The organism is Acidovorax sp. SUPP2825, assembly GCF_030158995.1.
Classification (GTDB): domain Bacteria; phylum Pseudomonadota; class Gammaproteobacteria; order Burkholderiales; family Burkholderiaceae_C; genus Paracidovorax.
The window spans coordinates 127,737-140,810 of the sequence record NZ_BQXK01000001.1; the positions used below are offsets into that span (position 1 = coordinate 127,737).

Below are 13,074 nucleotides of genomic sequence, written 5' to 3' on the forward strand. Positions count from 1 at the left end.
CTGGCGGACCGTAAGGCGGCGCCAAAGCGGAGAACGGGGTGGGGGTTGGGTGCTGGCCCACACGCTATATCTAGGGTGTGCAATGGTAGCAAGACACTACCGGTAGTGTACAGCGCCCTCTGCTCCGGATTCTGGAAACATGCTGTTTCCATGGCCTGGAAGCCGTGGCCGAGGCATGGCGCAAAGGCCGTGTGGATGCGGTTGGGAGACGGGAAAACGTGGTCTGGCGCAGGACGCCGGGCGTTTTGACTTCAGGAGCCGCGTGGGCCCTGTCTTCCATGGCGGGAGGGCAGCGGGCCCAGAGTGTCGCGGTTTGGCGTCTCGCGTGCAGAGGGTTGGGGAAAACCCTCAATTATGGCGGTGGTCGGGTTGACTTCAGTGGAAACACGTCGGGTGGCCACGGCAGGTCCGCTCGAAGCCGCAGCCAGTCGAAGCCCGGCCCCGGGTCCTGCTTTCTGCCGGGGGCCACGTCTTCGTGGCCTGCCACGTGGGCGATGGGGTAGCGCAGCGGCAGGTCGGCGCAAAGCCGCGCCAGGGTGGCGTATTGGGCGGGCTCGAAGGTCTGGCCCTCCAGCCCCTCCAGTTCGATGCCGATCGAGTCGTCGTTGCAGTTGGCGCGGCCCCGGTAGCTCGACGGCCCGGCATGCCAGGCCCGCAGATCGCAGTCCACGAACTGCCAGAGCCGGCCGTCGCGCTCGATGAAAAAGTGGGCCGACACCTGCAGCCCGCGGATGCCGGCGTAGTAGGGGTGCGCATCCCAGTCGAGGGTGTTGGTGAAAAGCCGGTGCACCTGCCCGCCGCCGTATTCGCCGGGGGGCAGGCTGATCGAATGCACGACGATGAGATCGATGACCGCCTGGGCCGGGCGCGGCCCGAAGTTGGGCGAGGGCTCGCGCGTGGCGTCCCGGTACCAGCCGTCGTCCCACACCGGCCTGTCCCCCGCCTCCGGGCAGGGCACTGGGCCGGGGTGCGGTGCCTCATTCGCTGTCGTCATTCGCGTCGCTGTCGTTGGGCGCGGCAATGTCCAGGCGGGCGATGCGGTAGCGGATCTGCCGCAGGCTGATGCCCAGCCGCGCCGCGGTGGCGGTGCGGTTGAAGCCGGTGTCCCGCAGGGCCCGCACCAGAATCTCGCGCTCCTGCTGGTCCAGCCAGGCCTGCAGGTCGCTGGGCAAGGGCACGGAGGCGGCCGGGTTGGCGCTGCGCGGCGTGCCGCTGCCGGGCGGCTCCCCCCCGGGGACGGGCGATGCGCCCGCATCGGCGCGCGCGGCATCGGCGGCCGAGGCATGCGGGGGCTCCACGTGCAGCTCTTCTCCATCGCTCAGGGCGACGGCGCGGTGCAGCAGGTTTTCCAGCTCGCGCACGTTGCCGGTCAGCGGGTGCATGGCGATGCGGTCGAGCGCGTTCTGCGTGAGGGGCGGCACCGGCGCGCCCGATTCCTGCGCGATGCGTGCCAGCAGCGTGGCGCACAGGGCGGGCAGGTCTTCGCGGCGTTCCCGCAGCGGCGGGATGACCACTTCGATCACGTTGAGGCGGTAATACAGATCCTGGCGGAACCGGCCGGACTGCACATCGGCCGACAGGTCGCGGTGGGTGGCGCTGACGATGCGCACGTCCACGGTCTCTTCCCCCGTGGAGCCCAGCGCCCGCACGCTGCGTTCCTGAATGGCGCGCAGCAGCTTGGATTGCATCGCCAGCGGCAGGTCGCCGATCTCGTCCAGGAACAGCGTGCCGCCGCGCGCCGCCTGGAAGTAGCCGTCGCGGTCCTGCGTGGCGCCGGTGTACGAGCCCTTGCGCGCACCGAAGAACTCGGCTTCGAGCAGGTTTTCCGGAATGGCGCCGCAGTTGACGGCGACCAGCGGTCCGTCCGCGCGCTGGCTGCTGGCATGCAGCGCGCGCGCCACCAGCTCCTTGCCGGTGCCGGATTCGCCGCGGATGAGCACGGGCGCCATGCTGCGCGCCACCTTGGCGATGCGCTGCTTGACGTTGCGCATGGCCTCGGACTCACCCACCAGCCGGTCCAGCGACAGCGTGGTGCCGCCGGCCACGGCCTCTTGCGGGGCGCGCGGCGCGGTGCCGGGACGGGCCGAGCGGGGCGGCGGCACGCCGCCCGTGCCCTGGACCGCCGATGCGACGACCGAGCGGAACTGCTTGAGGTCCACCGGCTTGGTGAGGTAGTCGAAGGCGCCCGAGCGCAGGGCCTCCACCGCGTTCTCGGCCGAGCCATAGGCCGTCATGACCACGCAGCGCTCGCGCCGCTGCTGGTCGCGCAGCTCGTGCAGCAGCTCCATGCCGAAGCCGTCCGGCAGGCGCATGTCGGTGATCACGGCGTCGAACTTGCGGGCCTGCAGCTGCTGGCGGGCCTCCTGCAGGTTGCCTGCCGTCTCGACCCGGTAGCCTTCGCGCAGCAGCGTCAGCTCGTACAGGGTGCGCAGGTCGGGTTCGTCATCGACGACGAGGATCGTGGCGGCGTTGGCGTTCATGGACAGGTGCGTGCGGGGTCAGACGACGATTGTGTCAAACAGCGTGGTGTTCGGGTCCTGCGGCCGGGCGTTCTTGCGGAACACGACCGTGAACGCGTTGCCGCCGACCGCACCGCGCGGCAGGTTGCGGGTGAGGCGCTGGTAGCCGATCGACGCGCCGTGCCGCTGGCACAGCTCGCGGCAGATATAGAGGCCCAGCCCGCTGGAGCGGCTTTCCGAGGAAAAGAAGGGCTCGAACAGGTGGCGCTCCACAGTCTTGTCCAGCGGCGCGCCGTCGCTCCACACCTGCAGCGCCACGGAGCCGGCCGCGCTGACGTAGGTGGCCACGTAGAGCGAGTCGGGCTCGCCGCCCATGTAGCGCAGCGCGTTGTCGAGCAGGTTGACGAGCACGCGGCGCAGGTGTTCGGCGTCGAACTCCACGGGCGCGCGGCCCGCCTCCAGCGCGAGCTGGGCCCGGCGCTTGCCCGGGTCCTGCGCCTGCCAGTCGCCCCAGACCTGCGCGACCGCATCGCACAGCACGACGGTGGAGGCGGGGGCGTGGCTGATCTGGTGCTGCACCCGGGCGATGTCCAGCACCTCCTCCGCGATGCGGGCCAGCCGCTCGGCGTTCTGCTGCACCATGTGGGCCAGGCGCTTCTGGCCGGGCTCGTGCAGTTCTTCTTCCAGCAGGGCATTGGCCTGCATGATGGCCGCGAGCGGGTTGCGGATCTCATGGGCCACGGCGGCCGACATGCGGCCCATCGAGGCGAGCTTTTCGGTGCGCAGGCGCGCCTCCATCTCGCGCAGGTCGTGCAGGAACATCACGCACAGGTGCTCGCCCCCGGTCTCGCGCGCGATCTCCTGCGACGACGTGAGCCAAGCCCGAACGTGCAGCGCCAGCGGGCTTTGCCCCGGGTGCAGCACGTCCACGTCGGCGCTTTGCGGCTGGCCTTTCTGGAAGGTCTGGCGCGCCATGGCCAGCAGTGGCTTCCAGGGCGAGGAATGGGCCATGGAGAACGGCAGGGCGTGGCGGGCGTTGGTGCCCAGCAGCCGCAGCGCCGCGGGGTTGGCGATGCGCACGGTGTCGCGCTGGTCCAGCACCAGCACGCCGTCCGACAGGTTGTGGATGACCAGGGCGCTCACCTGTTCCTGCACCTTGGCCGCCATCTGGCTGGCCTGGGCCAGCTGCTGCTCCCGGTTCAGGCGCGAGGCGAGCTGGTGCACCAGGTAGGCGACGATGAAGTAGCCCGTGCCGGTGAGGGCCGTCTGGAAATAGCGCTGCGTGGCGTCGGAGCCGCCGCTGCTGCCCAGCCACCAGGCCCATGCCAGCAGCAACAGCGTCACCGCCGCGGTCGTGCCCAGGGCCAGGGTCAGCGTGCCCAGCACGCCGGCCATCAGGATGGGCAGGCCGAACAGGGGCGTGAAGTTCATGGAGCCCACGTGCAGGATCTGCAGCGTGCTGATCAAGGCCAGGTCCACGCCGATCGAGCACATCCACTGCAGCCATGAATGGGGCCCGGGGGGCGCATTGCCGGCCAGCACCAGCAGCAGCACGGTGGCCACCAGGTAGCCGGCGCAGATGCCCAGCAGCAGGGGTTCGTAGGACTGGTTCAGCGCCACGCCCAGGCCCTGCAGCAGCAGCAGGGCGGCGGCCACCATGATGCGGCCCGACAGGAAGCTGCCCCACAACCGGGCGAAGGGGGCGTCGGCCGACAGCAGGGCGCTGGCGCGTTTCAGGGCCGGCACGGGCGGGGGCCTTTCACGCCGGCCCTTGGCGCTGGTGCTCGGGACTGCAGTAGCTCGCGCCGCCGTCGGTCAGCGCCTCGGAGCGGGGGATGTGCATGCCGCACCGGGCGCAGGACACCATGGCCTGCGGCAAGGCGGGGCGCGCCGAGGTCGGCGGCGGCATCTCCCGGCGCCGCTGGTTGCGCCACACGCCGAACGCGATGACCAGCACCGCCAGCAGGACGAGGTATTTCATGCGGCGCGTCCCAGGACCACTTCGAGCACGAAGCGCGAGCCCACGTAGGCCAGCAGCAGCAGGCCCGCGCCGGCATACAGCACGCGCACGGCGCTGCGCCCGCGCCAGCCGAAACGCGCGCGCCCGATCAGCAGCACCGCGAACGTGATCCATGACAGGACCGAGAACACCGTCTTGTGCTCCCAGTTCCAGGCCCGGCCGTACAGCGTTTCGCCGAACAGCCAGCCGGCCACCAGCGTGGCGGTGAGGAGCACGAAGCCGGCCATCACGAAGCGGAACGTGAGGCGCTCCAGGGTGAGCAGGGGAATGCCGCTGTGCGGGTCCGCGGCCTGGCGGATCTTGCGCTCCGCGCGGGTCATGAGCCAGGCGTGGACCACGGCGGCGGCGAACAGACCGTAGGACGCGATGCCCAGCGCCAGGTGCAGCGGCAGCCAGGCGGATGCGTTCACGTGCAGGGGCTGGCCTGGAAACAGCAGCGCGAGCACCACCGCCACGGAGCCCAGGGCGCCCAGCAGCCAGCGGGCCTGGAGTTCGGGAAACATCTGGCGTTCGACGGCGTACACGGTGAGGACCAGCCATGCCGTCATCGAGAGGGCGGGCGCGAAACCGAAGTGCGGCGCGCCTCCGAGCAGGCTGTAGGCCAGCACCGCCGCGTGCAGGCCCCAGGCGACCCACAGCGCAGTGCGGCCCGTTTTGCCGCCGAACCGCGCGGCGGCCACGGCGGGGGCGGCGTAAGCCATCGCCGCGGACAAGGCCAGCAGCCAGCTGACGGGAGACGCACTGGGTAAAATCATGGACTCACAGTTTAGCCCTTCGCCCGCCCCCGGCGGACCTGCCTGCGGCACCAGCCGCCCAGGCACAGGGGCACTTCCGGAACACTCCTATGGCCTCCGCCCTTACCGAAAAACTCACGCGACTCGTCAAGGAGATGCGCGGCCAGGCCCGCATCACCGAATCCAACGTCCAGGACATGCTGCGCGAAGTGCGCATGGCGCTGCTGGAGGCCGACGTGGCCCTGCCGGTGGTGCGCGACTTCATCGCCCGCGTGAAGGAGAAGGCCCTGGGCCAGGAGGTGCTGGGCTCCCTCAAGCCGGGGCAGACGCTGGTGTCCATCGTGAACCGCGAACTGGCCGCCACCATGGGCGAGGGCATCGCCGACATCAATCTGGCGGCCCAGCCGCCCGCGGTGATCCTCATGGCCGGCCTGCAGGGCGCGGGCAAGACCACCACCACCGCCAAGCTGGCCAAGCACCTGATCGAAAAGCGCAAGAAAAAGGTGCTCACCGTGTCGGGCGACGTGTACCGGCCCGCCGCCATCGAGCAGCTCAAGACCGTGACGGCGCAGGCCGGCGCCGAGTGGTTCCCGAGCACGGCCGACCAAAAGCCCCTGGACATCGCCCGCGCGGCCATCGACTACGCCAAGCGGCATTACTTCGACGTGCTGCTGGTGGACACGGCCGGGCGCCTGGCCATCGACGAAGCCTTGATGAACGAAATCAAGGAACTGCACGCTGCGCTGAACCCGGTCGAGACGCTGTTCGTCGTCGATGCCATGCAGGGGCAGGACGCCATCAACACCGCCCGCGCTTTCAAGGAGGCGCTGCCGCTCACCGGTATCGTGCTGACCAAGCTGGACGGCGACTCGCGCGGCGGCGCGGCGCTGTCGGTGCGCCAGGTGACCGGTGCGCCCATCAAGTTCGCCGGGGTGTCCGAGAAGATCGACGGCCTGGAAGTGTTCGATGCCGAGCGCCATGCCGGCCGCATCCTGGGCATGGGCGACATCGTTGCGCTGGTCGAGCAGGTGAGCGCGGGCGTGGACATGGAGGCGGCGCAGAAGCTCGCAGCCAAGGTCAAGAGCGGCGACGGCTTCGACCTGAACGACTTCCTGTCGCAGCTGCAGCAGATGAAGCAGATGGGCGGCCTGTCCAGCCTCATGGACAAGCTGCCGGCCCAGTTCTCCGCCAAGGCCGGCCAGGTGGACATGGACAAGGCCGAGAAGGACATCCGCCGCAAGGAAGGCATTATCCAGAGCATGACGCCCCTGGAGCGCCGCAAGCCCGAGCTGATCAAGGCCACGCGCAAGAAGCGCATCGCCGCCGGCTCCGGCGTGCACGTGCAGGAGGTGAACCGCCTGCTGAACGAGTTCGATCAGATGCAGGGCATGATGAAGAAGATGAAGGGCGGCGGCCTCATGAAGATGATGAAGCGCATGGGTGGCATGAAGGGCCTGGGCGGCGGCGGGATGCCGAAGCTGCCGTTCTGACCCGAGCCCCGACGCCCGCCGTGCCGGGCGGACCGCAGGCACCGGTGGCGGCAGTTTGCTATCAAAAATATAGCGATATGCCCTAGTGAATCATGCGCTGGAGCCCGAAAAGACTTTGATCTATCGGTGCGTGCGTGTGCGCTTGGTGGATGGAGCCCGATCTCCGAGCTTGGCCGATCGCCACGCGCTCGCGCCGGCCCGGTCACCATTCACCTTCCCATAGAAAAAGCCGACCCGAGGGTCGGCTTTTTCATTGAAGCGCCGCGGTGGGCGGCGCGTGTTTGGCAGGTTGCTGTCGTTCAGGCCGCCTTCAGCACCGGGGCTGCGGAACGCTGGGGGCGGTTCTTCAGCTGGGTGGCATGCATCCATGCGCGGCGCAGGACGGGCGGCGACCATGCCTCTTCGGGGATCAGCAGCAGGCGCTGGGCCCGCACGGCACGGCCCAGGGCGATCTGGCTGGAAACCACCACCAGCGGGATGGACAGGGCCAGCGGCAGGCCGACGGGCATGAGCCAGATCAGCGCGCTCGGGTCGATCAGCGCCACGCCAAGGCCCAGCAGGGCGATCACGCCGGTCATCGGGGCCAGTTGGCGCACCGCATCGCTCCAGGGCACGGCGTTGGCTTCGCGGGGAGGCGACTTCCATTCCAGCTTCAGGCCGGTGAGGGCGATGATCACGAACAGCGAATGGGCCAGCATGCGGATCGGGGCCTGCAGGATGGCCAGCACGCTTTCCAGGCCGGCGCTCTTGATCAGGCTGGCGGTGCCGCCGTACTGCTTTTGCTCGCCCTTCATGAAGATCGCTGCCACGCCCAGAGCGCGGGGCAGGAACAGCATGCACAGCGTCCAGGCCCACAGCGCCATCAGTTCGCTGGGCAGGATGTTCCAGTCGGACACCAGGCGGGCGCCGGCCAGCCAAAGGGCCGTACCGAAGGTGATGAAGGCCAGCCACAGGGGCGCCGACAGGTAGGCCATGGCGCCGGTGACGAACATGGCGCGGTGCACGGGATGGATGCCGGGCTCGGCCATCAGGCGGGCGTTCTGCAGGTTGCCTTGGCACCAGCGGCGGTCACGCTGCAGCTCGGACAGCAGGTCCGGCGGTTGTTGCTCATAGCTGCCGACCAGGTCGGACACCAGCCACACGTGGTAGCCGGCACGGCGCATCAGGGCTGCTTCCACGAAGTCGTGCGACATGATGCCGCCGCTCATGCCGCCGGTGCCCTTGATCGGGGCCAGCGCGCAGTGCTCCATGAAGGGCTGCACGCGGATGATCGCGTTGTGGCCCCAGTAGTGGGACTCGCCCAGTTGCCAGAACTGCATGCCCAGCGTGAACAGGCGGCCCGTCACGCGGGAGGCGAACTGCTGTGCACGGGCGTGCAGGGTGACGTGGCCGATGGCCTGGGTGGCGGTCTGGATGATGCCGGCGCGGGGATGCGCTTCCATCAGCTTGGCCATGGAGACGATGCAATCGCCGCTCATCACGCTGTCGGCGTCGAGCACGACCATGTAGCGGTAGTCCTTGCCCCAGCGGCGGCAGAAGTCGGCCACGTTGCCGGCCTTGCGGTGGCTGCGGCGGGTGCGCAGGCGGTAATACACCTCGACCTGCGGCTGGTTGCCGTTGGCGGCCAGGGCGGCGCGCAGGTCTTCCCACGCGGCGCGCTCGGCGGCGGCGATCTTGGGGTCGTAGCTGTCGGACAGCACGAACACGTCGAAGGTCTTGGCATGTCCCGTGGCAGCCACGGATTCGCAGGTGGCGCGCAGGCCGGCGAACACGGTGGAGACGTCCTCGTTGCAGATCGGCATGATGATCGCCGTGCGCGCGTCGGCGTTCAACGGGTTGTTGCGCACGCTGGCGGCGGACAGCGCGTGCGCGTCGCCCCGCAGCATGACCCAGAAGCCCATCACGCCGGTCAGGAAGCCGGTGACGACCCAGGTGGAGAGCAGGGCGAACAGGGCGAGTTGGCCGTATTCAAGCCAGGCGCTGTCGTAGCTGGGCTGCACGCCTGCGAACAGCGTGGTGGCGAGCGCGCTGCTGGCCACGGTCAGCAGCATGAACACCAGGCGGCGCTGCTGGGCGGCCTGTTGCCACGTTTCGGTGATTTCGGAGCCTTCCGCGGGGCGGTTGCGCTGGCCGTTCAGGCGCATGAGCAAGGCGGTGCCGATGCTGTTCCAGAAGCCGCGCCATGGCAGGGGCGCCATGGAGCCGCGGTGCACCGGCGGTGCGGTGAGCGAGTTGGGGTGGCGTTCTTCGCGCAGCGTGCTGCGGTCAGAGGCCACCGGCCGGGGGTACGTGGCGCCGCGCCGCGCCACCACGGCGGGGGCGTGCGCAACAGCGCCGACACGTCCTGCACGGGAAGATTGATGTGGGTCCATGGTTCCCTCACTGCGAAGTTGGGTTGTCGTTGGGGAAGAAGCGGCCGTCCGGCTTTCGGCGACAAACGCGCCGAAGGCCGAGGACGGGGCCGGACGCGCAGAGGTTTCACCCCGGGCCGCCTGCACCGGTGGCTGTCCTGCAGCCACTCCTGCTGCAGGTGTCCGGTTCGCATCAGCGCGGTGCGCTGGGCGGGCGGTAGAGGAGGAAATTTCTTGCGTCATGCCGGTCTATAGGGCAAACCCTGTGCCAGCTTCTAAAAGTCTTTTTAAATCAAAGACTTACGACGTTTTTGGTCTGTAAGTAGTTGTGCGGCGCAGCAAAACCACTTCAAAACGGCCGAATCTGTCGGGATTCAGCGACCCATCCCTGGGTAGGAAACCACATTTCCTTTTAAATCAACGACTTAGTCCTGTCGCTCATCGGCGACATCGTCTGCCGCGCCCGCATCGGCCTTGAAATTGCCCGGGGTCAGCGCATGCTTTTGCAGCAGCCGGTAGAACTCGGTCCGGTTGCGCTGCGCCAGGCGGGCGGCGTCGGCCACGTTGCCGTCCGTCATCTTGAGCAGGTCCACTAGATACTCCCGTTCGAACCGCTGGCGGGCCTCGGCGAAGCTGAGCACCTGGGCCGAGGGCGTGCGCAGGGCGCGCTGCACGAGGCCCAGCGACACCAGGGGCGTGGTGGACAGGGCGCAGACCTGTTCCACCACGTTGAAGAGCTGTCGCACGTTGCCGGGCCAGGCGGCCGTGGTCAGCGCCTTCAAGGCCTCCGGCGAGAAGCCGGACAGGCGCTTGTCGTACTTGCGGGCCAGGTTGTCCAGGAAGTGGTTGGCCAGCAGCGCGATGTCCTCGCGCCGGTCGCCCAGCGTGGGCAGGGTCAGCGTGACCACGTTCAGGCGGTAGTAGAGGTCTTCCCGGAACTGGGCGGCGGCCATGGCCGTTTCCAGATCCCGGTGGGTGGCCGAGATGATGCGCACGTTCACCGGCGTCGCCTGGCTCGCGCCCACCGGGCGCACGGCGCGCTCCTGCAGCACGCGCAGCAGCTTGACCTGCAGGGCGGGCGGCATATCGCCGATTTCGTCGAGCAGCAGCGTACCGCCGTCCGCCGCCTGGAACAGGCCCTTGTGGTTGGTCACCGCATCGGTGAACGCGCCCTTCATGTGGCCGAACAGTTCGGATTCGAGCAGCGCCTCGGGAATGGCGCCGCAGTTGACCGCCACGAAGGGCCGGCTGGCGCGGGGACTGGCGCGGTGGATGGCGCGCGCCAGCAGTTCCTTGCCGGTGCCGCTGTCGCCCAGCAGCAGCACGCTGGCATCGGACTGCGCCACCATGTGGGCCTCGGCCAGCAGGTCCGCCATGCGGTTGGAGCGGCTGATGATCTCGGCGCGCCAGGCGTCGTCGGCGCGGGTGGCCTGCGCCGTGGGCGTGCTGAACGCCAGGGCCTGGGCGATCTTGTCCAGCAGGTCCTTGGCGTCGTAGGGCTTGGTGAGGTAGGTGAAGACGCCGCGCGCCGTGGCCTCCACCGCATCGGGAATCGTGCCGTGCGCGGTCAGCAGGATGACCGGCAGCGAGGGGTGGCGCGAGCGCACCTCGTCGAACAGCGCCAGGCCGTCGCGCCCCGGCAGCCGGACGTCGCTCAGCACGAGCTGGGGACGGTCGATGTCCAGCTGCGCGAGCGCGGCCTCGGCGGACGTCACCGCCGTGACCTCGTATCCCGCGCCCTGCAGGCGCAGGGACAGCAGCCGCAGCATGTCGGCGTCGTCGTCCACCACAAGGATGCGTTGGCGGTGTCCGGAGGAAGCTTTCATGGTGGCGATCGGTTGGCGGTCAGCGTTGGGGTTCTGCGGCGGGAGGGGGCTGCGCGCCCTTGGCGGGGTCGTTGACGCCGCCGCCGGGCCGCGCGTTCAGGCTGCGCTCGATGGCGCGCATGGCCTCCAGTCGGTCGTTCAGCTGGTCGATCCGCCGCTGGGCATCGCGCAGTTGCTGGTTCTGCCGGTCCAGCTGGTCTTCCAGCCGGCGCTGCTGCAGCAACCGGCCTTCCAGCAGGCGGGCCAGGGGATGCAAGGCCGGTGCGGGCGCCGTGGTGTCGGCCATCACGCGCTGCACCAGCCCGAGGGCCCGGGCTGTGTCGGGCGGCTGGCGAGTGTGCATGAGCACGATGGCCAGCTGCAGCGGCTTTTCGGGCGACTGCTGCTGTGCGTTGGACAACTGCGAGATCTCGGCGGCAAGCTCCGCCGTGCCCATGCTGCGCACCTTGTCCGCGTACTGCAGCATCTGCCGCGGAACGGAAGGCCGCTGGCTGCCGTTGTTGTCCTTACTGGCGGGTTCGGACACCGGGGCGGGGGGCTCGTCGGGCTCTTCCTTCGGCGGCGGGGTGGTGGGCGCGGGCACTTCCACGGGCGGAGGTGGCGGTGGCGCCGCCGGCGGTGGATTGGCGCAGCCCGTGCTCAGCAGGGCCACCGCCAGCAGCAGGCCGGCCGGCCCGGCGCTGCGCGCACCGATGACCGCTCGCGGGACGGAGTGCGACGGGAAATCAGGAGACATGGGGCAATTCAATGCGGAAGGGGGTGCGTTCGCCGTCTTCCACAAGGGTGACGTGGCCGCCGTGGGCGCTCACGTATTCCTGGACGATGGACAGGCCGATGCCCGTGCCGCGTGCGGCGTCCTCGGGTTGGCGCACACCCCGATAAAACGGTTCGAAGATGCGGGAGCGGTCATTCTCATGCACTCCGGGGCCGTCATCCGCGAAATCGATGCGAATCCGGTCGGGAAAACGTGACAAGGTGATCCGAATCGTTCCGCCGCGCGGCGAAAACCGGATGGCGTTCGACAGCAGGTTGCTGACCGCCGGAGCGATCTTCTCCGCGTCGATCTGCAGCGCCACCGGCGCGCCCTCCACCACCACGTCGAGCTTCTTGGCCTGCCAGTGCAGGCGCTGGGCCTCCACCTGGCTTTCGATGAGCGCGAGCAGGTCGGTCTCCGCGCGGCGCAACTGGCGCGCTTCGAACGCCGCCGCGTTGAAGCGCAGCAGCGCCTCGATCTCGCCCTGCAGCACCAGGGTGTTCTGGTGCAGGATGTCCACCACCTCGCGCTGGCCTTCGGTCAGCTCGCCCGTCACGCCGTCCTGCAGCAGCGCCACGCCTTCGCGCATCGAGGCCAGCGGCGTCTTGAGTTCGTGGGAGACATGCCGCAGAAAGCGGGCCTTGTCGGCATCCAGCTCCAGCAGCCGCATGCGCAACCATTCCAGCTGCTGGCCCACGCGGCGGATGTCCACCGGGCCGGACAGGTCCACCGCCTGCGACAGGTCGTTCTCGCCCAGCAGGCGGATGGCGTGCTCCATGCGCTTGAACGGCCGGGCCAGCCAGATGCCGAAGGCCAGCGCCAGGGCGAGCGCCAGCACGATCACGCCCACCACCTGGTGCGTCACCTCGCGCCGGCTGGCCTCGATCTTCTCCAGCAGCTCGGTGCTGCGCTGCGCATTCATGTCCTGCACGGTCTGGGCGATGGTGCCGTTGAGCGCGTCCAGTTCGAGGAACAGCGCCGCCACCACCCGCTCGTTTTCCAGCGACAGCGCTGCGGGGCCGTCCAGCAGCGACGTGACCTCGCCCAGGTGCTTGCGCCACTGGTTGGCCAGGTCCGGCGGCAGGCCCTTGGCCTCCAGCCGCTGCAGGATGTCGCGAGCCTCGCGCGAGACCTCGTCGAACCGCCGCCGCAGCGACTTGTCGGCCAGCACCAGGGACTGGCGCGCCGCGCGCTCCAGTGTCTGGCTGCGCCCGTTCAGGCTCTGCGCCGAGGCGTTGAGCTGGATCGCCTCGGCCGCGCCGTTGCGGCTCTGGCCCATCAGCTGCTCCAGCGTGAAGATCGCCCGCAGTGAACTGGCGCCCAGCAGCCCGGCGATCAGGAGGAAGGCCAGCAGCAGCATCTGCTGGAACGACAGGCCGCCCAAGGCCGCGACGCCTTGCTGCCGGCGCAGGAAGCGCATTGCGAATGCCACGCCCATGC

10 protein-coding genes are annotated in these 13,074 nt (G+C 69.3%); 1 reads left to right on the forward strand and 9 read right to left on the reverse strand.

The genetic code is table 11. The features are described from left to right. Positions 1 to 352: 352 nt before the first annotated feature. Genes ampD through AVAK2825_RS00605 form a run of 5 tightly spaced genes read right to left on the reverse strand, consistent with a single transcriptional unit; the run spans position 353 to position 5,234 of the window. Positions 353 to 994, reverse strand: a complete 642-nt coding sequence (ampD, locus tag AVAK2825_RS00585; RefSeq protein ID WP_284393107.1) for a 1,6-anhydro-N-acetylmuramyl-L-alanine amidase AmpD — start codon at positions 992 to 994, stop codon at positions 353 to 355. Continuing rightward, positions 978 to 2,480, reverse strand: coding sequence for a sigma-54-dependent transcriptional regulator (locus tag AVAK2825_RS00590; protein ID WP_284393109.1), 1,503 nt, complete (start codon positions 2,478 to 2,480; stop codon positions 978 to 980). The genes ampD and AVAK2825_RS00590 overlap by 17 nt, the downstream gene beginning before the upstream one ends. An 18-nt stretch (positions 2,481 to 2,498) precedes the next feature. Continuing rightward, a complete protein-coding gene (locus AVAK2825_RS00595; RefSeq protein ID WP_284393110.1) occupies positions 2,499 to 4,205 on the reverse strand; it encodes a sensor histidine kinase in 1,707 nt (568 codons plus the stop codon). A gap of 13 nt (positions 4,206 to 4,218) precedes the next feature. Further along, complete coding sequence (locus AVAK2825_RS00600; protein WP_284393112.1) at positions 4,219 to 4,440, reverse strand: PP0621 family protein; 222 nt, start codon at positions 4,438 to 4,440, stop codon at positions 4,219 to 4,221. Continuing rightward, a complete protein-coding gene (locus tag AVAK2825_RS00605) occupies positions 4,437 to 5,234 on the reverse strand; it encodes a cytochrome C assembly family protein (protein ID WP_284393114.1) in 798 nt (265 codons plus the stop codon). The genes AVAK2825_RS00600 and AVAK2825_RS00605 overlap by 4 nt, the downstream gene beginning before the upstream one ends. Positions 5,235 to 5,323: 89 nt before the next feature. Between AVAK2825_RS00605 and ffh the strand changes: the two genes are divergently transcribed. After that, entirely contained in the window at positions 5,324 to 6,703 is a 1,380-nt protein-coding gene (gene ffh, locus AVAK2825_RS00610; protein ID WP_272567296.1) for a signal recognition particle protein, read from the forward strand. A 299-nt stretch (positions 6,704 to 7,002) separates the two neighbouring features. Here ffh and mdoH read toward each other — a convergent pair whose 3' ends face one another. The 4 genes from mdoH to AVAK2825_RS00630 all read right to left on the reverse strand — a co-directional run bounded on the left by mdoH (position 7,003) and on the right by AVAK2825_RS00630 (position 13,066). After that, positions 7,003 to 9,075, reverse strand: coding sequence for a glucans biosynthesis glucosyltransferase MdoH (gene mdoH, locus AVAK2825_RS00615; protein ID WP_284393116.1), 2,073 nt, complete (start codon positions 9,073 to 9,075; stop codon positions 7,003 to 7,005). Positions 9,076 to 9,479: 404 nt separating this feature from the next. Further along, the gene (locus AVAK2825_RS00620) at positions 9,480 to 10,880 is read right to left on the reverse strand and encodes a sigma 54-interacting transcriptional regulator (protein ID WP_272567300.1); all 1,401 of its coding nucleotides are present in this window, start codon (positions 10,878 to 10,880) and stop codon (positions 9,480 to 9,482) included. Positions 10,881 to 10,899: 19 nt separating this feature from the next. Beyond that, positions 10,900 to 11,616 (reverse strand): hypothetical protein, encoded by a 717-nt coding sequence (locus AVAK2825_RS00625; protein ID WP_284393119.1) that lies wholly within the window; start codon positions 11,614 to 11,616, stop codon positions 10,900 to 10,902. Next, positions 11,606 to 13,066 carry a sensor histidine kinase gene (locus tag AVAK2825_RS00630; RefSeq protein ID WP_272569595.1) on the reverse strand — a complete coding sequence of 487 codons (1,461 nt, stop codon included), beginning with the start codon at positions 13,064 to 13,066 and terminating at the stop codon, positions 11,606 to 11,608. Before AVAK2825_RS00630 ends, AVAK2825_RS00625 begins: the two co-directional genes overlap by 11 nt. Positions 13,067 to 13,074: the final 8 nt, after the last annotated feature.